The sequence below is a fragment of the Sorangium sp. So ce385 genome (assembly GCF_051474135.1).
In the GTDB taxonomy this organism is placed as follows: Bacteria; Myxococcota_A; Polyangia; order Polyangiales; family Polyangiaceae; genus Sorangium; species Sorangium cellulosum_D.
In genome coordinates, this window is sequence record NZ_CP150337.1 from 3,475,001 (window position 1) to 3,496,355 (window position 21,355).

The window sequence follows — 21,355 nt, forward strand, 5'->3', positions numbered from 1 at the left end:
TAGATTCTAGAGCCCGCATGGCGAACGCCATGCGGGCTTTTTTGCTTTGTTCCATCCCGGGTCGCGGACCGGAGGTGGTTCTGAGCTGCCCGGCCCGAGGCGATGGCCCGGGCGAGCGGGCCGGACCGGAGGTGGTTCCGAGCTGCCCGGCCCGAGGCGAGGGTGTTCGTCGCGCGGCGCGGGGACCCCGCCGAACTCGCCTGAGACCTTTGCCCTCCGGCGGAGCCGGAGGAGAAAGGTCTCAGGCTCAGACATCGGCCCTCCCCGCGCCGCGCGACGAACACCCTCGCCTCGGGCCTACCGCCTTGAGAGGGTCGGCCCGCCGTGGGAGCGGCGGACCTACCGCCGGGGGATGCGCGGGCCTGCCGCCTTGAGAGGGTCGGGCCCGCCGCCTTGAGAGGATCGGGCGTGCCGTGAGAGGGGCGGACCTACCGCCGGGGAAGGCTCGGGCCTGCCGCCTTGAGAGGGTCGGGCCCGCCGCCTTGAGAGGATCGGGCGTGCCGTGGGAGCGGCGGACCTACCGCCGGGGAAGGCTCGGGCCCGACGCGCCGGAGCTCTTGGGCACGTAGATGCGCTCGGGGCGAACGCGGAAGCCGGTCACGGGCCAGAACACCTTCTTGTCCTCGAAGACCTTGCCCTCCTGGCGGTAGGCCTGCAGGATCTCCTTCTTGTAGAAGTCGGTGTCCGAGAAGATCGCGCCGAACCGCTTCTGCAGGATCGCCTTCTCGATATCGGCGCGAAGATCGGCGCCCGCGGGGCCGCCGTCGATCCCGAGGATGTCCGCGACCGCCATCTCGTGGGCGTAAGGGCGCTTGCCCGCGAGCGTCGCGAGATGGCCATGGGCAGGGATGAAGACATCACCCTCGACCTTGCGGATCTTGTCGAGCAGGTGCTCTCCCGCCCTGGCATCCAGGGGCTTCGGAGCGAAACGAGAAGGGTCGTAGGCAAGACAGGCGAACTGGACGCCCGCGAGCACGAGGAGGAACGCCTCGAGGCGGTGCCGCCGGGGCTCGGAGAGCTGGGCAGCGGCGACGATCGCAGCGTGGACCCCCAGGCCGAAGAGGATCGCGAGGATCGCGAAGCCCGGCATGATGACGTTGGGCCAGCCGCCCGCGTGGAGCCGCCCCGCCCAGGAAGCGCCGAGCATCCCCGCGGCCGCAAAAAGATAGAAGTACCTGCCGTCGCGGAAGCTGAGGGAGAGGGCGAAGGCCGAGCCGTGGGCCGGCGGGGAAGGCGCGGCGGCGTCCGTGCCCCGGAGCTCGGCGTCACCCGCCTCCGCCACGCGCAGCGCGTCGGCCGGCTCCGCACCCCGACGAGCGTCGCCAGGGGCCGCCGCGCGCGCGTCGGCCGAGGAGAAGACCCGGCGATCGACCATCACATAAAAGAGCGCGAGGAGGCAGCTCACCGAGAGCGGCCGCATCAGATCCTCGAGCCAGAAATCGACCCACATCCGCTCCACCCAGGGGTGCTGCCGCGGGAGCCAGAAGACGAACCACCAGAACCAGCCGTCGTGGATCCGGTCGAGCACGACGACGCTGCCGACCATCATCGCCGCGCCGGACGCGGCGAAGACGAGGCCGCGCCTCCACTCGGCGAGGACGAGGTAGGCCGCGACCGGCATGAAGATGACCGACGCCGACTGCTTCGTGAGCAGGGCCAGCGTGAAGAGCGCCGCGGCGCCCACGGCAGAGCTCATGGAGCGGCCGAACCGCGCGACATAGAGCGCCGCGAGCAGCAGGAGCACGAACAGCGAATCGACCCGCGCGATGTCGAAGAAGCCGGCGGAGAGAGGATACGCGCCCGCGTAGACGCCGGCCGCGAGCAGGGCGGCGTGCTTGCCGCCGGTCTCGCGGTGGACGATGCGCGCGATGAGCGCGAGCCCCGCTATCGAGGCGAGATACGAGACCAGCCGCGCCGAGAAGAAGCCGACGCCGAGCACCTTCGAGAACGCGGCCGCAACATAGAAGTAGAGCGGCGCGTACAGGAAAGGGACGTACTCGACCGTGGGCTTGACGTAGAGCTTCTGCCCGGCGAGCGCGCGGCGGATCTCGTCCACGAGGCCGCCCTCCATCCACTCGATCTCGAACGGAAAACGAAGGTGGATGATCCCGAGCACGAGGTAGGTGCCGATCGCGCCCGCCGCGGCCAGCGCGACGACCACGCGCAGGAACACGACGGCGAAGCGCGGGAGGCGCTCGAGCCACGGCAGGACGCGCGCGCGGAGGTGGGCGGCGCGCGCACCCCACGGCGAAGGCACGGCGAGCGCCGTGGGCGTTCCAGCGCGCTGCGGCTCGTCAGGCGCCGGCTCGGGCGCTACGTCAGGGGAGGTCTGGGTCATCGAGGGGCCGAACAGCGGAAGCGGGGGAGACAGAGAGCCGGCGCGGCCAGCTCGGAGGGCCAGAGCGGCCCGCGGCGAGAGATCGCGCGCGAGAAGACCCCAAACAGCGACGGGGTGTCAATGCTCTACCACGCGGCGTGGGCCACCGCAGATCCAGCGCGGACCAGGGTGGTCGCAGGCTCGTTTGCAGGCTGCCAGAGGACTCCCCTCCATCCAGCGCTCCGTTTTCCCGCCGAAAATCCCCGCGATCGCGAGATCGCGTGTGCGCTCACCCGCCCTCGTCTCCCACGGCCCGCCACGACCGCTGCGCCCGCTGCGACGCCTGGGCGCGCGGCGAAGCACGTTACCGACGCTCGGCGAAGAGGTGTGAGGCACTCTGGAGCCAAGCCGTGGCGGCCCGCCCCACACCGCACGACGCACCCCGCGCCAGCGCTGGAAACGCTCCGCTCGCCCGGTGGCATGCCCGCTGCACCAGGCTCGCCCAGGAGAGCTGAAGCCATGGAAATTCCGGTAGGACAGAACATGTTCACCCAGCCTGAAAACAACGGCTGGGTGCGCACCCTGGCCAGGTTCGGGTTTGCGGCCAAGGGGCTCGTCTATGTGCTGATCGGCGCCCTCTCGCTCCAGGCGGCCTTCGGCGGCGGCGGGCGCACCGCCGGCGGGCACGAGGCGGTCGGGGTCCTCGGCGAGCAGCCGTTCGGGCAAGCGCTGCTGATCGTCGTGGGAATCGGGCTCCTCGGGTATGCGCTGTGGCGCGAGGTCCTCGCGCTCAAGGACCCGGGCCACGTGGGCCACGACGCGAAGGGGAAGGCCGAGCGCGTGGGCTGGGCCGCGAGCGGCGTGATCTCGGCGGGTCTCGCGATCACGGCCTTCCAGCTCGCGCTCGGCCGCGGCGGCGGCGGCGACGGATCCCGGACCTGGGTCGGCAAGGTGATGGAGCAGCCGTTCGGGGGCGTGCTGGTCGGGATCGCGGGACTCGCGGTGATCGCCGTCGCCGTCCAGCAGATCCGCAAGGCGATGAAATCCCGCTTCGCGCGGGACCTCAGCACGCAGGGCATGAGCCCGCCCGAGCGCACGTGGGTCTTCCGCATGGCCCGGATCGGGCTCGTGTCCCGCGGCGTCGTCTTCGGGATCATCGGCGCGGCGCTGATCAAGGCCGCGATCACCCACGATCCGGGGCAGTCGAAGGGCGTCGGCGAGGCGCTCTCGACCGTGGCCGCGTCGCCCTTCGGGCCCATGCTGCTCGTGCTCGTCGCCGCCGGCCTGTGCGCCTACGGCGTGTACATGTTCTTTTGCACGAAGTACTCGAAGCTGGCACACCCCGCCGCATGACGCGCGCGGGGCTCGGCCGGGCTGAACAGGCCCGCTCGCGAGCCGGCGCCGCAAGGGAGGTCGCGCCGTGAGCACCGAGGTCGTGAGGCTCTACGTCCTGCTCTGTGGGTACGAGATCCTCGAGAAGACGGTCTCGACGCGCGACCGCGGCGGGCGGTTCATCCTCGCCGAGCCGGTGTCGGCCTATCTGCTCGAGACGGCGCGGGGGCTCGTGCTCGTCGATACGGGGCTGAACAGCGTGCTCGTCCACGACCCGGCGCTCCGCGAAGAGCACTACACGAAGCAGGGGATTCGCCCGCCCGTCATCCTCCCGGAGCACGAGCTCGCCTGTCAGCTCGACCGGATCGGCGTGCGCCCCGCCGACGTGGGCCACGTCATCCTCACGCACATGCACCTGGACCACGCCGGGAACCTCGGGATGTTCCAGGGCGCGCGCATCTCCGTGCAGCGGCGAGAGCACGCCCATGCCTTCGGCCCGGATCACGGGCCCGCCTGGTTCGAGCGCGACTACGACCTGCCCGGCCTGCGCTGGGACCTCGTCGAGGGAGACTGGGAGGCGATGCCGGGCGTCGAGGTCGTGTCGACGCGCGGGCACACGCCCGGCCATCAGTCCGTGGTGGTCGAGCTGAGGGACACCGGCACGGTCGTCCTCGTCGGCGACGCGGGCGACCTCGCCGAGAACTTCACCGAGGAGATCCTCCCCGGCGAGAGCGTGGACGACGAGGCCGCGCTCGCCAGCATCCGCCGCCTCAAGCAGCTCGCGCGAGAGCGCCGCGGCGCGCTCCTCCTCGGCCACGATCCAGCGCTCGTCCAGGCGCTGCGGCTCGCGCCGGCGTGCTACACGTGACGGGGGCGCTTCACGCGATCCGGCGCGTCTGATAGCATCGCGGCAGACCGCGGCGCCGGCCGCACTGGAGCGCGACGTGAACTGCCCGAAATGCACCGCCTCGATGGATATCGTCACCTTCGGCGGGGTTGATGTCGACCGATGCACCGCGTGCGGCGGAATCTGGTTCGACAGCCGTGAGAAGGAGTCGCTCAAGGCGATGGAGGGCTCGCAGCACATCGACACGGGCGACCCCGCGGTCGGGCGGAAGAACAACCAGATCCGGCGCGTGCCGTGCCCCCGCTGCACGACGCCGATGGTGCGCATGGTCGACCCGCAGCAGCCGCACATCTGGTACGAGAGCTGTAGCGTGTGCGGCGGCGTCTACTTCGATGCCGGCGAGTTCCGCGATTACAAGGAGCACACGCTGGGCGACTTCTTCCGAGATCTGTTCGCGCGGCCGCGCGGCTGACGGCGCGCCGCGGACACGGCGCCTCAGCCCGGAGGGCCGGGCTCGGCGACCTCCGCGATCGAGCCCCGCACCGCGGCCTCGGGGTAGGTCGCAACGAGCTCGCCGGCGCGGAAGACCCAGAGCGTCCCCGGCGTCGCCTTGCTCCAGAGCTCGTCGCGCGTGAGCGGCTCGGTGGCCACCACGGCCATGCGCGCGTCGGGGCCCAGGCCGTGGACGTCGTTGAAATTCACCTTGAGATCGGCGTCCACGAGGGTGGCCTCGCCGAACGGGGCGTGGCGGAGGATGCAGGAGAGGTGGTCGCCGCAGCGGGCGAACAGGTGCTCTCCGTCCGCGAACAGGAAGTTGAACACGCCGTCGCTGCCGAGCTCGTTCCCCAGCTCGTAGAGCGTTCTCCCCAGCTCCCGCCCGTCGCTCGGGTACTGCGCGCCGTAGGCGGCCCGGAGCTCCTCGAGGATGACGCAGAAGGCATGCTCGCTGTCGGTGTCCCCGATCGGCGTCTCGAGGCGGAGCTTCCGATCCCGGACGTTGGGCAGGGTGCCGTTGTGCGCGAACACGATGTGCCGCCGGTGGAGCACCCGCATGAAAGGGTGCGTGTTCTTCAAGGCCGCCCCGCCGCGCGTCATCTTGCGCACGTGCGCGATGGAGAGGGCCGTGTGGATCGGGTTCTCGCGGATGAACCGCGCGAGCGGGCTCGAGAACGCGGGGTGAGGCTCGAGGAACGTCCGCGCGAAGAGGCCATCATAGAGCGATACGCCCCAGCCGTCCGCGTGCGGCCCCGTCTGCCCGCCGCGGAGCGCGAGCCCCGTGAACGAGAACACGATGTCCGTCGGCACGTTCGAGACCATGCCAAGGAGCTCACACATGGCGGATATCCTCTCGGTTCAGGCGCGCGTCGTCGACGATCAAGAGCCCGGTGACCCCGCCGCCCGCGGAGACGTTGCTCACCGCAGAGGCCGAGAGCCGCACCATGGCGCCCTCCATGCGGCCGGCGAACACGAAGGGGCAAAGGTCGAAATAGACCTCCTCCTCGACCACGCCGCCGTCGCGGAACGCCGGCATGCGCGCCGTGCGCGCGTGGCTGCGCTCCTGCACGATCGCGCGCTGCGCCTCGGCGTCGCGGACAGCCGCCCTCCACGCGTCCGGGGGCGTCTGCCACCCGAGCAGCACGCCTTTGCCCCCGTAGTCGTCGTTCGGCTTCAGCACGAAGCTCTCCTGCTCGGCGGCGATGAGCTCGAGGAGGTCGACGTCGCGCCCCCGCCACGAGGTCCGGCCCGCCCGCACCCGGCGCGTCCAGGGGATGTGCTCCGCGATGGCCGCCCGCTGCTCGGGCGAGAACAGAGCGGCGAACTCGGGGGCGCTCAGCACCGCGAACGCCGCCTTCTTGTTGAGCGGCTTGGTCCGGAACGAGTTGGCCACGTACGCCGCGCGGTCGCGGTAGGCGCGGATCAGCGGGTGATCCAGGCCGCGCCGCCCGACGAGCTCCTGCGTGATGACGCGCCGGTAGACGAGATCGATCCGCTCCCCGCCGGCCGAGAGGCGGCCTCCGTCGAGCTCGAGCTCGTCCGGATCGAGGATCAGCGTCCGGTGCCCCTCGGCCGAGAACTGGTCGGAGAGCACCTTGAACTCGGCCGAGGTGTCGGCGGTCTTCCAGTCGACGATGGCGATCGTGGGCCTCGCCTCGCGCCCGCCCCACGCGGCGTACCCCTCGCGCAGGGCGCGGAGGAGCGCCCGGTGCGGCGCCGGCGCGCGCACGCCTCGCCCGCGCCGGAGCGGAGCGAGGTGGGGGAGCGCCATCAACGTCTCCTCGATGAGGAGCTGGTCGGTGATGCCAGCGGGCGAGTCGGCGTTGTATTCGATGAACGAGAAGCCGCCCTCGGTGACGAGCATGTCGAGCCGCCCGACCGTGAGGAACGGCCCCTCGCCGGGATCGAGGGCCGCGAGGGCGCGCTCGTCCGCGGAGAGCCCCAGCTCCTCGGCCAGGGCGGCGTCGACGAGCGCGCGCCGCGCGACGCGCTCGAGCGCGGCGGCGATCCGCTCGGCGGCGCGCGCGACCGCGGCGTAGTCGTGCTCCGCGATGAGGTAGGGCCGGAGGTGGCGGCACAGCGCGCGGCCGCCGTGCGTGAGGCCGAGCCTCCGCTGGCCTCCGAGGAACGACGCGAACCGCGCCGCGTCCATCGCCCCCGGCGCGGAGAGCCGCGCGTCGATCTGCGCTGCGAGCGAGCTCGTGGTGGTAAGGCTCATGGCGACCTCACGCCGAGCCGGCGCCCGGGATCGCCCAGGCGTGCACGGGGTTGCCGGAGTCGACCTCGGCCATGTACCGCTCGAGCATCCGCCGGAGCGCCTCCTCGCGCGACGGCGCGCGCGGCTCCAGGGCCGAGAGCGCGCGGAGCTGCCACACGGCCCCGGTGACGCCCTTGGCGACGCGCGCCTCGAAGATCTGCAGGTAGCGGCCGGCCTCCGCGCCGTCGACCCCCGCGCTCACGAGGCCCTCCTCGACCCGCGGCAGGAGCGAGAGGAGGAGATCGCGCGCGCGGACGCCCTTCGGCGCGGCGCCCGGCCCCTCCGGCCAGACCAGCTCGGCGTCGAGGCCGTGCTGCGCGGCGTGGTAGAAGTTCCGTGCGGCGAGCCCGAAGGGGAACGACGGCAGGAGCTCTCCGACGGTCGGCGCGAGGGCGAGGATGCCCCCGAGCAGGAAGCACCCGTTCGCGAGCATGTCGTCGAGCGTGGGCCCGGACGGCATGGCGCGCAGCTCGATGCGCAGGTGACCGCCGCCGGCCGGGTCGTACACCGGCCGATTCCACTTCCAGACGGTGCCGTGGTGCAGGCGGAGCTCGTGCAGCTGCGGCACGCCGCCGGCCCGCGCGCACGCGATGACGTCCTCGTCGCTGCACACGGGGAGGATGGGCTCGTGCAGCGCGACGCTCTCCATGAAGAGCTCCGCCGCGCCGTCGCGCACCCAGCCGGTCCCGAAGCCGATGCGGGCGGGCTTCTTCCAGTCCGCGTCGGTCTCCGGCGGGCGGTCGTCGCCGGCCTGCTTGAACACCGCCACCCGCGTCTCGTGCCACAGCCGGTGTCCGAGGAAGGTGGGAGAGTTGCCCGCGGCCGCGAGGACAGGCGCGGTCATCATCATGGCCGCGTTGAACAGCCGCGCGAACGCGTCGGGCGACGCCCGGAGGTGGACCTGAAAGGCGGTGTTCGCCGCCTCCATCGCGGGGTCGTCCGACATCAGCTCGAGCGGCTCGGCGCCGTCGATCCGGATGTGGAACGGCGCCTTGCGCAGCCGGCAGAGCCCCGCGGCGAGCGCGCGGTACCGGGGCAGGTTCGTGATCGTCGCAGGGCTGAAGTCCTGCCGCTGGAAGGTCGGCAGGATGCTGACCGGGACCACGCGCGCCCCCCGCGCCGCGGCGCGCTCGCGGATCGCCTCCACGGTCGCGCGCATCTGCTCGCGCAGGGCCGACAGCGGCCGGCCGGCGAGCGGCACCGCCTGCGTGCTGAGCTCGATGTCGAACGCGCCCATCTCCGGCGTGATCATCGGGCTCGCCGCCGCGCGCGCGATCTCGGGCCCGAGCGGCACGGGGCGCGCCTCCCGGTCGACGAGGAACATCTCGAGCTCCGCGCCGATGGTCGTGTCGCCGAGCCCGAACCCCGGCCGGCTGAGCACCATCTCGAGCGCGGTGAGGTTCTGCTGGAGGCGCGCCTTGAAGAGCCCGTAATCGACGGTCTTGAAATGGTCTTGCTGGATCTCGATGCCCAAGGGACCTCCCGCGGCGATCTCGGCGAGAGCCGATCCACGATTCTCCACGTTCCAGCCGTGGGCCGGAGACGTCCGCGGCCGGGATCGCGATGTTCTCGGACCCACGCAATGCAAGCGCAGGGCCAGGGGCTGGCGATCTCGGCGTGAAGGACGCCGGTGATGGGCTCTGCGATCGGGTCGAGTCGCGCTGAGCTCGATCGGTGTGGCGCAGGTGCGGCCTGTGGCAAAACGCAGCGTGAGGCGTGCTCGGCCGCGCCGTTCACCGGCGTTCGCGCGGGCGGCGGATCACCGGTCGACGTGGGGCACGCGCTCGACGACGCATTGCCCCGCCTTGCAGCGGGCGACCGAGTCCTCCTTCGGCGCCATGCACTTGGCGACCGGGCAGCTCTCGGCCGCGCAGCGCGCGGCGCGCCACTGCTGGAGCGCGGCGAGCGCATCGCGGTGGTACGCTTGGTCGCACGGCGGGCACAGCTGGTCGCAGCACTGTCCGACCCGCGCGCAGGAGACCACACAGTCGGCGTCTGCCTCGCACCGGGGCTCGGTGGCCTCCGCGCTGCTGCCGTCGCCCGGCGCGGCGCTGCTGCCGTCGCCCGCCGGGGCGCGGGTCCCGGCGGCGGGATCCTGCGTGCGGGGCGCGGCCTCGACCGGCGGCGGGGCCTGCGCCGGGGCCTCCTTGTGACAGCCGGCGAGAGCGGCGAGACCGACGACGAGCACGAGCGGGCGCGAGAGCGACGGGATGTTCATGCCGGCCATCATGCCACGAGCGCGTGGCGCCCCGCGCGTGGTCGACGCACGAGAGGCGGCGCCTCGACCCGGAGACCGGTCTAATGGAACGTGAGCGGCTGCCCGGTGGCCTCCACGACGGCCATCCACAGATCGTCCGTCGGCTCGACCTGCTTGCGCATGCGGACGGCGAGCGGCATCGGCACGTGCACGAAGCGGCCGTGCCACCGGCCGATGAGCATCTCCGTGTTGCCCGCCATGGCGGCGTGGACGGCGTTCCTGGCCATGTTCCAGCAAAACACGCTGTCCGAGGGGGACGCGGGGACGCTGCGGATATGATAGCTCGGATCGAGGTACTTCAGCGTGGCGTCGACGCCGCGCGCCCGGAAATGCGCGTTGATGCGATCGCGCAGGACGAGGCCGATGTCCTTCAGCTTGATGTTGCCGCTGAGATCGGTGGCCATCGGCTCCGCGCTCGAGGCGCAGTGCTCTTGCAGCGCGCCCTCGGCCACCACGACCACGGCGTTGCCGTGGCGCGCGAGCCGCCGCTCGAGGTGCGCGAGCAGGCCGCGAGGGCCGTCGAGCTCGGCGCGGACCTCGGGGATGAGCACCACGTCCACGTCCGCCGACGCGAGCGCCGCCGAGCACGCGATGAAGCCCGAGTGTCGGCCCATCACCTTGACGAGGCCGATGCCGTTCTTCGCGCCCGAGGCCTCCACGTGCGCGCTGCGGATGACGTCCACGGCGGCGGCGAAGGCGCTCTCGAAGCCGAAGCTGCGGTCGATGAAGTGGATGTCGTTGTCGATGGTCTTCGGCACGCCGATGACCCCGATCGACAGCCGGCGCTCCTCGATGGCCCGGACGATCGACATCGCGCCGCGGATCGTGCCGTCTCCGCCGACGACGAAGAGCACGTTGATGCCCATGGCCACGAGCGTGTCCACCATCTGGTGCGGGTCCTGGTTGCCGCGGGAGGTGCCGAGGACGGTGCCCCCCATGCGGTGGATCTCCTCGACATTGCGCGGGTCCAGGCGCAGCGGGGCGTGCCCGAAGCGGGCGACGAGCCCCTCGTAGCCGTAACGGAAGCCGAAGATCTCCTGCACGCCGTAGCTGTGCGCCATCGTGAGCACGAGCCCGCGGATGACGTTGTTCACGCCGGGGCATAGCCCGCCGCACGTCACGATGCCGGCGCGCATCTCCCTCGGCTCCCAGAAGGCGCGGTTGCGCGGCCCGGCCAGCTCGAACGCCGGCGGGCGCGGGCCGGAGGCGCCCGAGACGACGGCGGACAAGCGATCGTCGAACAGCACTTTGTCGGCCTCGCCGACGTACACCGTGGCCTTCTCGCCGAGCTTCTCGGCGACGGGCGAGGGGTAGCGGCAAGGGCCGAGATCCTTGATGGCGAGATCGGCAGAGGTCACCACGCGGAAGGCCTCCATGGTGAGGAGAGGACCGCCCCGCGGCGAGGGCCGCCGCGGGGACGCCGGCATTGTCTCCCGGCGCTGGTTTCGTCGGCATTTCATGCGCAATACGCCGTCGTAACGCGCGCCGCGGGGCCCGTGTCACACGCCCCGGCCGAAGGCGGCCGAGGCGCTCGCCGGGCCGCCGCAGGTCCCCCCCGGAGCCCCGGGGCTCGCTCGCACCGCGGGGGTCTCCGCGGCGCCGCCGCCCTGGCCGAGGTCGCCGACGCGCCGGCGCTCCGGCGAGCGGTCGATGTCCGGTGTCCGGCTCGGCGAGGGATCGCACATAGCCACCGTGACGAGCGCGCGCGCACCCCTGTCCGCGGCGCCAGCAGGGGTATTGCGACATTTGTTACAAACGGTGTTTACGAAGATCCGGTCTCGGACGAGCGCTCCGCGCGGCCGCGTCGGCCGCGCTCTCAGCCAGCTTGCCGGAGGCGTCGCGGCGCGGTCGTGCGCCTTGGACGAGGGGCCTTGTTCTCCTCGAGATGCGGCCGCCGCGCTCGATCTGCGGTGTTCGTTCGTCGCTGTCGAACGCCGGTATCGACTCGAGTTCTTCCGTGAATTCGATCGTGCGTCGTTTTGGTGTGTGCTACTTGTTCGTCGATGTTTGCTGTCTTCGAAAGAGGCCGCGCGAGGCCGGCCGCTCTGGGGGTGACGGCTCGGGCCCTGCTCGCGTGCGCGCTGCTCTCGGCGCCGCCGCGCGCGGCCCGCGCGGAGCAGGGGAGTGCGGCGCAAGCCCCGGAGTCGGCGCGGCGCCTGCTCGACGAGGCCTACGCGCGCAAGGCCGCCCATGACGCCCGCGGCGCCGCGGCGGCGCTCGAGGCGGCCCGCGCGGCGGGCGCCGACGCGCAGCTCGTGGCGCTCGAGCTCGGATACCTCGCGAGCCAGCAGGGAGATATCGAGGAGGCGCGCCGCCGCTTCGAGGAGGCCGGCCGCGGACCGGACGAGGCGCTCGCGCGGAAGGCCCAGGCAGAGCTGCGTTTGCTCCCGCAGCGCCTCTCGGCCGACCTCTACGCGGAGACCTATGGATGGAGCCGCGTCCTCGGCGCGGCGCAGCAGGGCGATCTTGTCCCGACGCTGAGGGCCCGCGGCTTCTTCCGCCCGTCCTTCTCGCTCGATCTGGGGCTCTATGCGTATGCGCAGGTCACCCGCGATCTCGCCTCCCGCGGGAGGGGCGCGGGCGGGGTTCCGCTCGTTTACGCCGACAACTACGCCCTCGCCGGACTCGGCGCCATGCTGCGCCTCTGGGACCGGCGGCTCGGCCTCTTCGTGCAGGCCGGGCCCGCGCTCAACCTGCTCGACGACGGTCGCGAGCGCGTCGCCTTCGACGCGAGGGGCGGCGCGTTCCTCGGCGCGGAGACGGGCGGCTGCGCGCCTGGAGGAGAGGGCGTCTCGTGGACCTTCGTCCCGTGCGCAGAGCTCTACGCCGAAGCGGTTTATGTGAGCAGGTTCGACGACAACGTCATCGCCTTCGCGCGGCCGCGGCTCTCGGCGACCTACCTCGTCACGGGGCCGCTCGCGTGGCAGGTGGTCGCGGAGGGGCGCGTGGCGGCGGACACGAACAGCGATTTCTTCAACAACTTCGTGGACGCCGGCGCGGGGCCCCGGCTCCGGCTGCTCCGGCCGCTGCGCCTCGATCTCGCGCTCGGGCTCCACGCCGGCTCCTACCTGGGGCTCGAGGGCCGCGATCCGGCGCCGCGCCAGCTCGGGTACGTCGATCTCCGTCTCCAGGCCGCCACTTACGTGGAGTTCTGAGCGTGATCCTCGAGGCGCTCGATCTCGGCATCCGCGCGGTGGCCTACACGGCCGGCGGCGCCATCCTCGCGAATCAGCTCGACGAGCTGTTCGTCGACGTCAATTACCTGGCGCGCGGCCTGCATCGGCGCGCGCAGCGGGCCGTGCCGATCGAGGCGCTCCGGTCCGTCGAGCAGAAGCGCGTCGCCATCCTCGTCCCGGCGTGGCACGAGGCGGAGGTGATCGAGGAGATGCTCGACCACAACCTGTCGACGCTCGATTACGACCGAGACAGCTATCATATCTTCTGCGGGACCTACAGCAACGATCCCGAGACCCAGGCGCGGGTCGACGCCGTCGTGCGGCGGGCGCCGAACATCCACAAGGTCGTGGTGCCCCACGACGGCCCGACGTCGAAGGCAGATTGCCTCAACTGGGTCTATCAAGGCGTCATCCTCGAGGAGCAGCGCCGCGGACGGCGGTTCGACATCCTCCTCATGCACGACGCGGAGGATCTGATCCACCCGCTGTCGCTGAGGCTTTACTCGCTCTTGATCCCGGGCTACGACTTCGTGCAGACGCCGGTCTTCTCTCTCGGCATCCCGCTGCGCGCGCTCGTCTCGGGCACGTACATCGACGAGTTCGCGGAGCATCACCAAAAGGAGATGCTCGTCCGCCAGGCGATCGGCGGCCTCGTGCCTTCGGCCGGCGTGGGCAGCGCCTTCGCCCGGGATGCCTTCGAGGACATCGCGGTCTCCCACGCGCAGCGGGCTTTCAACACGGAGAGCGTCACCGAGGACTACGAGCTCGGCCTCAAGTTCCGGCTGGCTGGCAAGAAGGTGTGCTTCGCGTGCCGCACCGTCGTGGGCGACGATCCCGCCGCGGCGGGGAGGGAAGAGTACATCGCCACGCGGGAGTTCTTCCCGGACGGGTTCAGCGCCTCGATCCGCCAGCGGTCGCGGTGGATCCTCGGCATCACGCTGCAGACGTGGGAGCAGCTCGGCTGGAGAGGGCCGCTCCCGGTCCTGTATTGCCTGTTCCGCGATCGCAAGGCGCTCATGACGAACCTCCTGCTCGTGCTCGCCTATGCGCTCGCGGCGTACGCGGCGGTCCGCAGCAGCGTCGCGCTCGCGACCGCGGCGTCGTGGAGCTTCGCCCAGATCTGCCCGGAGGGCTCGGCGCTCCAGTGGATCCTGTGGTTCAACCTGGCCATGCTCGTCTGGCGCGCGTGGATGAAGGGCTGGCTCGTCTTCAGGCTGTACGGCGCGGGGCACGCGCTGCTCAGCTTCCCGCGGATGGCGGTCGGCAACGTGATCAGCGTCGCGGCGATGGGCCGCGCCGTCGTGCAGTACGTCAACCACCGGATCACCGGAAAGCCGCTCCGGTGGCTCAAGACGGCCCACGTCTTCCCGTGCCCCGACGCGCTGCGGGAGCGGCAGCCCGAGCGCGAGCCGCTCGTCCTCAAGGAGCAGGCGCTCGGTCCGGGCCAGCTCGACGACGCGCGGTGACGGAGACTCACGGCCGCGCGCCTCGAGGCGGCGGCCATGAAGCCATCACGATCGAAGCGCCGCTCCAGGAGCGCGGGGCCCGCTGCCCCGCGCGTGGAGACGGTGAAAGCCACATTGTCAGAGGGGGAAACATGGATAGGCGAAGTGTTGCGATCGTCGTGGGCACACGCCCGGAGGCCATCAAGCTCGCGCCGCTCGTGCAGCGGCTGTCGCGGAGCGGGGCGTTCGCGCCGCTGATCATCTCGACCGGTCAGCACCGGCAGATGCTGGATCAGGCTCTGGGCACGTTCGGCCTGCGGCCCGACATCGACCTCGGCATCATGAGCCCGAAGCAGACGCTGCACGACATCACCACGCGGGCGCTCGATCGCCTCCGGCATGTCTTGCAGGAGCGCCGTCCAGCGTGGGTGGTCGTCCAGGGGGACACGACGACGGCGTTCGCCGCCGCGCTCGCGGGCTTCTACGGGAAGCTCCCCGTCGCGCACGTCGAGGCGGGGCTCCGCTCGGGAGAGCGCTACGCGCCGTTCCCCGAGGAGATCAACCGCAGGATGATCGATCAGCTGTCGGACGTGCTCTTCGCGCCGACCGAGCCCGCGCGCCAGCTCTTGCTCCGCGAGGGGTTCGACCCGGACAGGGTGTTCAACACCGGCAACACGGTCGTGGACGCGCTGCTCGCCACGCGAGAGCTCGTGCGCCGGAGCCCTCCCGAGATACCAGGTTTCTCGCCGGAGCGGCTCGCCGGGCGGAGGATGATCCTGGTGACGGCGCACAGGCGGGAGAGCTTCGGGGACGCGCTCAAGGGCATCTGCCGGGCCCTGCTCCGCGTCGCCCGCGACGTGCCGGATGCCTGCATCGTCTATCCGGTGCACATGAACCCCAACGTCGCCGGCCCCGTCCGCAACATGCTCGGGCATCACGAGCGCATCGCCCTGCTCGAGCCCGTTTCTTACGTGCAGTTCGTCTCCCTCATGGATCGCGCGCACCTCGTGATGACGGACTCCGGAGGTGTGCAGGAAGAGGCGCCGACGTTCGCCAAGCCGCTGCTCGTCATGCGGGACGTCACGGAGCGCCCGGAGGGAATCGAGGCGGGCGTGGCGCGCCTGGTCGGGACGGCCGAGGAGCGCATCTACGAGGAGACCATGGCGCTCCTGACGCAGCCCGAGCGCTATCGGGCGATGGCCAGCGGCATCAATCCATACGGAGATGGGGCGGCCGCGTGGCGCATCGCCGAGCTCCTCGAGACGATGTCGGGGCTCGACGCGGCGCCGCGCGAGAAGCGGCGCGGGCGCACCGCCAGCAGCCCCGCGGCGCAACCGTGGAATCTGCTCTGAGCAAAAGCCTGACGATCTTCTCCCGGACGGCGGCGATAGGCGTCTGCCTGAGCCTGACGTCCTCGTGCAACGGGGCGTGGGCGCGCCATCCTCAGCGCGCCTGCCCCGGGGGGTTCGAGTCGACGTTCATCCAGATCAGCGAGCGGGAGCTCGGCTACGGCGTCGCCGAGTGGACGCGCGCGCTCGTCCGGTTCCAGCCGCTCGGCGTCACGAGCATCGTGCTCCAGTACAGCGGCGACGAGCTTGGCCCCTTCGACGGCCGATTGCCGGGGAAGGAGCCGGTGCGCGCGCTCCTCCGGGCGGCGGAGCCGCTCGGGATGCGCGTGCTCCTGGGCCTCTACCTGGATCCACGCTGGCCGAAGGGGTTCTCCGTCGATAGCGCCCTGCCGCCGCCGCTGGATCGGCCGGACGCGGCCGCGGACCTCGCGCGGGCGTGCGCCGCGGCGCCCGCGTGCGCGGGCTGGTACTTGCCGCAGGAGATCGACGACGCGACCTGGTCCTCCGCGGAGCGCACCCGCAGCATCCGGCGCTTCCTCTCCCGCGCGGCGCGCGAGCTCCGGCGGTTGAGCCCAGGCCGCCCTGTCGCGATATCGCCGTTCTTCACGGGGACGCTCGGCCCGGAGGAGCACGCGCGGTGGTGGGAGGAGCTCCTCTCGGATCGCCCGGTCGACGTGCTCATGCTGCAGGACGGAGTCGGCAGCGGCCACGGGAGCGCCGAGGCGGCGAGCCGCATGCTCGCGGCCCTGCGCCCGGTGACCCGCGCGCGCGGCGTCGAGCTGTGGTCCACGGTCGAGCTGTTCCGTCAGGTCCACGGGCCGCCGCGCGACGACCTGCCGTTCGAGGCCGTGCCGGCGGAGCTCGCCACGGTCCTCCGGAGCACCGCGCTCGAGCGAGCCGCCGGGGCGCGGCTCGTGGCCTTCTCCGTGCTCGATTACATGAACCCCGAGCGCGGCGCCGCCGCCGCCCGCCTCTTCGACGGTTATGCGGCGTGGTGCCGCGAGCGAGGGGGCGGCGGCGCTGTTCGCTGACTCAGAGATCCCGCGGGCGCACGAAGGTGTACCCGGCGGCCTTGATCCCCTGCACGATCTCCCGGAGCGCGTCGACCTCCAGGAACGGGTGGAAGTAGAAGCTGGCCACGCCGTCCCTGACGACGAGGTTGGCGCGCGCGCCCGCGATGAGGTCTGCCGGGAGCCTCGCCGGATGGTGGTTGTAGGGCTCGGGCTCGTAAGAGCCCAGGTTCTCGGGGATGACCTGCCAGCCGTAGGTGTCGCGGACGACGTAGGGGAAGAACTGGCCGAGCATGCGGCTGTGATCGTCCGCCCCGCCCCCGAGGGCGCCTCCGAAGTACAGCCCCCGGTGGTACGCCGTGGAGAACCGCTGGGCGATGGCCCGCGAGTCGACGGCGGAGCCCGCGTAGTGCGGGTATTCGAAGATGGTCGGCATGGGCAGACCGGCGGCGCTGAGCTCCCCGTACGACTCCTCGATGCGGCCGAGGGCCCAGGCCGCCGAGTCCTCGGGGACGGGGCCGTCGTAGATCACGTAATCGTCGGCGTCGATATGGCTGAGCCAGAACTCGAAATCGTCGGCGCTCACGCCCGAGTAGGGGTTCGGGCGCGCCCCGTACTGATGGGTGTAGCCGTGCATGATGAGCTCTCCTCCTCGCGTGATCATGTGCTTCAGGGCCTTCACCACCGCACTCTCGTCGCGCAGCCGCACCGTCTCGGGCACGCCGCCGGAGTACGCGCCGAGCGCATCGACGAACATCGGAATGGTGGCGATGCTGAAGGGGACGCGCTCGCTCGACAGGTAGTTCGCGATGGCGATGAGCTGATGGGGCTCGACGGTCGGGTCCACGTCCTCGATGCGGACGAGCGCGCGGTGGCGCTCCGGCGTGGTCGGAGCGAGGACGTCGAACAGAAGATCGCAGAAGACGAGGTAGCGATCCGTCTCGGAGATGTAGCTGAACGGAATCTCGCCGATGTAGGTCAAGTTCTTCGAGCGGAGCGCCCACGGGAAGGTGACGCCGTCCGAGCGAACCGCCTGCGCGAGGACGCTCACCTGCGCGCCGAATTCGCCGCTGTACGTCATGACGCCGGCGCCGTTCATCGTGTAACGCGTGAGGCGCGACCCCTTGTAGAGCACCTCGCCGACGGCCGCGGTCTCGAAGATCCACGGCTGGAAGCCGTACCTCGTCCAGAAGTCGGTGACGCGGCTCGAGAGCTGCCAGATGTTGTGGTTGAGCCATACGACGGGCGTCTTTTCCAGGAGGACATCGTCGAGGAACGCGCCGGGGAGCGGCTCGTCGTAGGTCGACCCCACGTAGATCACCGCCGAGTACGCGTTCATGTCGCCTGCCTGGTAGCTCGACACGGGCATCGGATCCCAGCCGCCGAAGTGGCTCGCGAGGTTGCCCGCGGCGACGGCGTAGAACTGACCGAGCCACGCCCAATCGCCGGCCTGGTCATAAAGCACGAGCGCGCGCGTGGCGGCGGGCGCGGACGTGACGCCTGCGCGCAGCGCGCTGCGCTCCGCGAGGGGCCGCGGCGCCGGCCTGCTGCGCGGGGCCGATGGGCGGCGGCCCGTGCCGTTGTCGAAGGGGAAGGGGTTGAGTCGCTCGCTGCGCTGCTCGTGCGTGCCGTGGTGATGCGCGCTGAACGCCGTCCGCGCTGCACCGGTCTGACGTTCCGGCTCATCGACGGTGGCGCACCCTGCGACGAGGGACATGTACAGCACGCAAGCGCGGGTGTAATTTCTGCTTAGACCGCGAATCTTCATATTGATACATCCTCCCGCGAATGGATGCTCGTACATGGCGGTTCACGCAAGGAAGATTTGATGTTGTCGTCTGCGCCCGGCGGCAGGTTCGTTGTGGGCTCATTTCTCGTCCCGCGAGCGTTGGAGACGTGCGCTGCGCAGAGCGGCGCTCATCCCCCGGGCGCGGCGCGCTCGCCGAGGGCGTGCTCGTTCTGTCTTTGGTCGATACGGCGCTTGCGCGCGCCGGCTCGTCGCGGGCCACTCCCCAGGAGCGCGGGCTTCCTGGAGGACAGCGCGCCAGTTCAGCAGAAATCCGCTCTAGAACTCGACCATCAGCCCCACCGCCGGGTAGATGATGAAGCTGTCGAGATCCACCGCGGCCGCCCGCTTCCCGAGCACGGAGAGCTCGCCGCCCGTGAAGATCTCCGCGAGCGTGAGCTCGACGCCCAAGAACACGTGCTTGTAGCCGAACGCGACGCCGGCCTGGCCGCCCACGTAGAGCCCGACGCCGGAGAGCGAGGCGACGTCGACCTCGCCCGGGTATCCGGTGACGGCGGGCAGGTTCACGGTGAGGCCGGCGTCGAACGTCGTGAGCATGAGGCGAGGGCCGCCCCAGACCCGGTACCACGTGCCCGCCGTCCCGACCTGGATCGGCAGATCGATCTGCCACCGGGTGAAGTCCTCGAGCTCGACGATGTCGAGGACGCTCACGACAGGAAACCCGAATACGTAACGCCCGACGCCGGCGCCGACCGTCAAGTCGACGCCGGCCTTGTCGCGCTTCAGGAGCTGGTAGCGGGTGCCCAGGCGAAGCGCGCTGCCGGTATAGCGGAGGTTGAGCTCCCAGCGGTCGAGCGCGGTGTAGCCGATCCCGAGGTGCGGCGTCGCCGAGGGCGGGTTCAGCGTGAGCGCGCCGCCCGCCTCGAAGAGCGTCTGCCGCTCGCGCTCGGACAGCTCGCGGGACTCCGCGACGTCCGCCAGCACGACGCCGGCGTCGATGAGCGAGGCGATGGTGCCGGTCGGAATCGAGACGTCGAGCCCGAGCTCGGCCTGGACATGGCCCTTGTCGGCCACGTGGGCGGGCTGGAACGTGGAGAGGGCTGGAGCGCAACCGCACGTCCAGAGGCAGAGAGACGCGAGGGCAAGCAGGCGCATGGCGCCCCCACGCTACCATGCGCCGCCGGGCAGGAGACCGCGCCCGCCGGATGGCTCCGGCCGCGCGCTCGGCCGGGCGGGGTCAGTCCCGCCCCTTCTTCACGCCGATGTCCTCGTAGGGGTTCGGCCTGCCCTCGCCCTCGTCGCCGCCGGTCGCGCCCTTGCCGCCGAAGTCGCCGTGGCCGTGCGTCGCGCCCACGGCGCCCTCGGTGTCGCCGCCCTGGTGCGTCCCGCCGGGGTTCTCGCCCTCCTGGTACGCCTCCGCGCTCTCCTGCGAGCTCTTGCCGCCGTGGTGCGCCTCGCCGGCGCGCCGCTGCGTGCGCTCATCGACGTGCTGTTGCCGCTGATCCGTGCCCGCTGTGCGCTGCTTGTTCTGGTTCTCCATGCGTCTCTCATGGCGCGGGGGTGCCCGGCCGCAAGCCCCCCGCCGGCCCGGCGGCGCCCGCGACAGGCGCCTTCCTCGCGCCGCGCGGATCCGGTACTGCTCGCCCCGCTCCGGTTCGCGCATGTCCCCGTCGCCCAGGCCGCCCACCGTCGCCCAGCGCCTCGCGCGCGCCCTCGAGGTGCTGGTGCCGGCGCTCGACATCGTCGAGGCGCGCGTCGACGAGGGCGCGCCGCCGGCCTGGTGCGAGGCGCGGGGCTGGACGGGCTTCCTCCTCTCGCTCACGGACGCCGATCTCGCCCGCTGCGAGGGCGACGGGCTCGCGGCGTGCATCGCCGGGCTCGGCGGCGCGCCGGCGAGCCTCGCGGCCCTGGCGCGCGCCGCGGACGAGGCCGCTACGTTGCCGCGGCGGCCGGTCCAGCCGCTCCCGCCGGCGTCGCTGGACGAGCTCCGGGCGGTGCCGGCGCGCAAGCGGCTCCAGCTCGAGGCGCTGCTCGGCGCGGTGGCGCCGATGGCCGCCCGCGCCCGCCGCCTCGTCGACGTGGGCGCGGGGCACGGGCACTTCACCCGCCTCGCCGCCGCGCGCTTCGACCGTGAGGCGATCGGCCTCGAGCGCGAGCCCGACCGCGTCGCGACGGCCTCGGCGCTGGCCGCCGGCGGCCGGGCCCGCTTCGTCGCGTTCGACGCCTTCCAGGAGGCGCTCGCGTTCGCGCCGGACGACCTGCCGGTCGGCCTGCACGCGTGCGGGGAGCTCGGCGATCGCATGGTGATCGCGGCGGCGGCGGCGCGCTGCGACCTCGCGCTCGTCTCGTGCTGCTTGCAGAAGATCGGCGCGCCGGCGCGCGCCCCGCTGTCGGCGGCGGCGCGGGCGGCGGGGCTCGTCCTCCGGCGCGAGGCGCTGGGCCTCACCAACCTCACCGCGCGGCGCGCGGGGGTCGAGGCCAGCCTGGACGAGGAGCTCGCGGCGCGCGAGCGGCGGCACGCGCTGCTCTCGCTGCTCCGCGGCCGCGGGCTCGACGTCGCCCTCGGCGAGGAGATGCGCGGGATCAACCGGCGGCGCGCGCACGGCGGGCTGCGCGAGCTCGCGGCGCGGGCGCTCGCGCTGCGGGGCCTCCCGCCGGCGACCGAGGCCGAGCTCCGCGAGCGCGAGCGCGCGGCGCGCGCGGCGTTCGGCCGGATGCGCCGGCTCACGCTGCCGCGCTCTCTCCTGGCCCGCCTCACGGAGGTCGCGGTCTCGCTCGACCGCGCGATGGCGCTCGGCGAGCAGGGGCACGAGGTCGAGGCGGCGATCGTCTTCGATCCCGAGGTGACGCCGCGGAACGTCGCCGTTTTCGCGAGCGCGCGGCCGGGGGGGCTCGGCGGCTGAGGCCGCGACGCCCGGACCGGCGGAGAGCGGCGAGCGGGGCGCGCGCGGCCGGGCGCGGCGCCGGCGCGCGCGCCAGGCGCGGCTCCCCGGCCGGCCTGCGGGATGGACCGCCCGCCAGCATCGTTGCGGATCGGGTGCTCCCCTGGAAGCAGCGTGGCGCGCCGGAGCGCTGATTTCAGGGGTGTTCAGCGAATGGCATGTCCGGTGCACATCAGCGCGC

The 21,355-nt window shown here is 72.0% G+C and carries 17 protein-coding genes; 8 read left to right on the top strand and 9 right to left on the bottom strand.

Annotated elements, in window-relative coordinates; translation table 11 throughout:
• Positions 1–517: 517 nt before the first annotated feature.
• Positions 518–2,338, bottom strand: a complete 1,821-nt coding sequence (locus WME83_RS12995) for an ArnT family glycosyltransferase (protein ID WP_437319595.1) — start codon at positions 2,336–2,338, stop codon at positions 518–520.
• A 498-nt stretch (positions 2,339–2,836) separates the two neighbouring features.
• On the opposite strand from WME83_RS12995, the gene WME83_RS13000 reads away from it, so the two are divergent.
• From WME83_RS13000 to WME83_RS13010, 3 genes are all read left to right on the top strand, one after another.
• Positions 2,837–3,670, top strand: coding sequence for a DUF1206 domain-containing protein (locus tag WME83_RS13000; RefSeq protein WP_437319596.1), 834 nt, complete (start codon positions 2,837–2,839; stop codon positions 3,668–3,670).
• Between the two features lie 67 nt (positions 3,671–3,737).
• Complete coding sequence (locus WME83_RS13005; RefSeq protein ID WP_437319597.1) at positions 3,738–4,517, top strand: N-acyl homoserine lactonase family protein; 780 nt, start codon at positions 3,738–3,740, stop codon at positions 4,515–4,517.
• A gap of 76 nt (positions 4,518–4,593) precedes the next feature.
• The gene (locus WME83_RS13010; protein ID WP_437319598.1) at positions 4,594–4,968 is read left to right on the top strand and encodes a zf-TFIIB domain-containing protein; all 375 of its coding nucleotides are present in this window, start codon (positions 4,594–4,596) and stop codon (positions 4,966–4,968) included.
• A 23-nt stretch (positions 4,969–4,991) separates the two neighbouring features.
• Here WME83_RS13010 and WME83_RS13015 read toward each other — a convergent pair whose 3' ends face one another.
• The 5 genes from WME83_RS13015 to WME83_RS13035 all read right to left on the bottom strand — a co-directional run bounded on the left by WME83_RS13015 (position 4,992) and on the right by WME83_RS13035 (position 10,881).
• Positions 4,992–5,831, bottom strand: coding sequence for a class II glutamine amidotransferase (locus tag WME83_RS13015; RefSeq protein ID WP_437319599.1), 840 nt, complete (start codon positions 5,829–5,831; stop codon positions 4,992–4,994).
• A complete protein-coding gene (locus WME83_RS13020; RefSeq protein WP_437319600.1) occupies positions 5,824–7,209 on the bottom strand; it encodes a hypothetical protein in 1,386 nt (461 codons plus the stop codon). Before WME83_RS13020 ends, WME83_RS13015 begins: the two co-directional genes overlap by 8 nt.
• Positions 7,210–7,216: 7 nt before the next feature.
• Positions 7,217–8,722, bottom strand: coding sequence for a hypothetical protein (locus WME83_RS13025; protein WP_437319601.1), 1,506 nt, complete (start codon positions 8,720–8,722; stop codon positions 7,217–7,219).
• A 285-nt stretch (positions 8,723–9,007) separates the two neighbouring features.
• Positions 9,008–9,466, bottom strand: a complete 459-nt coding sequence (locus WME83_RS13030) for a hypothetical protein (protein WP_437319602.1) — start codon at positions 9,464–9,466, stop codon at positions 9,008–9,010.
• Between the two features lie 80 nt (positions 9,467–9,546).
• Positions 9,547–10,881, bottom strand: coding sequence for an ATP-dependent 6-phosphofructokinase (locus WME83_RS13035; protein WP_437321993.1), 1,335 nt, complete (start codon positions 10,879–10,881; stop codon positions 9,547–9,549).
• Between the two features lie 675 nt (positions 10,882–11,556).
• Here WME83_RS13035 and WME83_RS13040 point away from each other — a divergent pair.
• From WME83_RS13040 to WME83_RS13055, 4 genes are all read left to right on the top strand, one after another.
• On the top strand, positions 11,557–12,660 hold the full coding sequence (locus WME83_RS13040) for a hypothetical protein (RefSeq protein WP_437319603.1): 1,104 nt from the start codon (positions 11,557–11,559) through the stop codon (positions 12,658–12,660).
• A 2-nt stretch (positions 12,661–12,662) separates the two neighbouring features.
• Positions 12,663–14,147: a glycosyl transferase family protein gene (locus tag WME83_RS13045; protein WP_437319604.1), complete on the top strand. Its 1,485-nt coding sequence runs from the start codon at positions 12,663–12,665 to the stop codon at positions 14,145–14,147.
• Between the two features lie 131 nt (positions 14,148–14,278).
• Positions 14,279–15,478, top strand: a complete 1,200-nt coding sequence (gene wecB, locus WME83_RS13050) for a non-hydrolyzing UDP-N-acetylglucosamine 2-epimerase (RefSeq protein WP_437319605.1) — start codon at positions 14,279–14,281, stop codon at positions 15,476–15,478.
• On the top strand, positions 15,463–16,506 hold the full coding sequence (locus WME83_RS13055; protein WP_437319606.1) for a DUF4434 domain-containing protein: 1,044 nt from the start codon (positions 15,463–15,465) through the stop codon (positions 16,504–16,506). Before wecB ends, WME83_RS13055 begins: the two co-directional genes overlap by 16 nt.
• Position 16,507: 1 nt before the next feature.
• Here the strand turns inward: WME83_RS13055 and WME83_RS13060 are convergent, their stop codons facing one another.
• The 3 genes from WME83_RS13060 to WME83_RS13070 all read right to left on the bottom strand — a co-directional run bounded on the left by WME83_RS13060 (position 16,508) and on the right by WME83_RS13070 (position 19,772).
• The gene (locus WME83_RS13060) at positions 16,508–18,202 is read right to left on the bottom strand and encodes a DUF2334 domain-containing protein (protein ID WP_437319607.1); all 1,695 of its coding nucleotides are present in this window, start codon (positions 18,200–18,202) and stop codon (positions 16,508–16,510) included.
• A gap of 348 nt (positions 18,203–18,550) precedes the next feature.
• Positions 18,551–19,387 carry a hypothetical protein gene (locus WME83_RS13065; RefSeq protein ID WP_437319608.1) on the bottom strand — a complete coding sequence of 279 codons (837 nt, stop codon included), beginning with the start codon at positions 19,385–19,387 and terminating at the stop codon, positions 18,551–18,553.
• Positions 19,388–19,469: 82 nt separating this feature from the next.
• Entirely contained in the window at positions 19,470–19,772 is a 303-nt protein-coding gene (locus WME83_RS13070; protein ID WP_437319609.1) for a hypothetical protein, read from the bottom strand.
• A 121-nt stretch (positions 19,773–19,893) separates the two neighbouring features.
• On the opposite strand from WME83_RS13070, the gene WME83_RS13075 reads away from it, so the two are divergent.
• A complete protein-coding gene (locus tag WME83_RS13075) occupies positions 19,894–21,135 on the top strand; it encodes a methyltransferase (protein WP_437319610.1) in 1,242 nt (413 codons plus the stop codon).
• Positions 21,136–21,355: the final 220 nt, after the last annotated feature.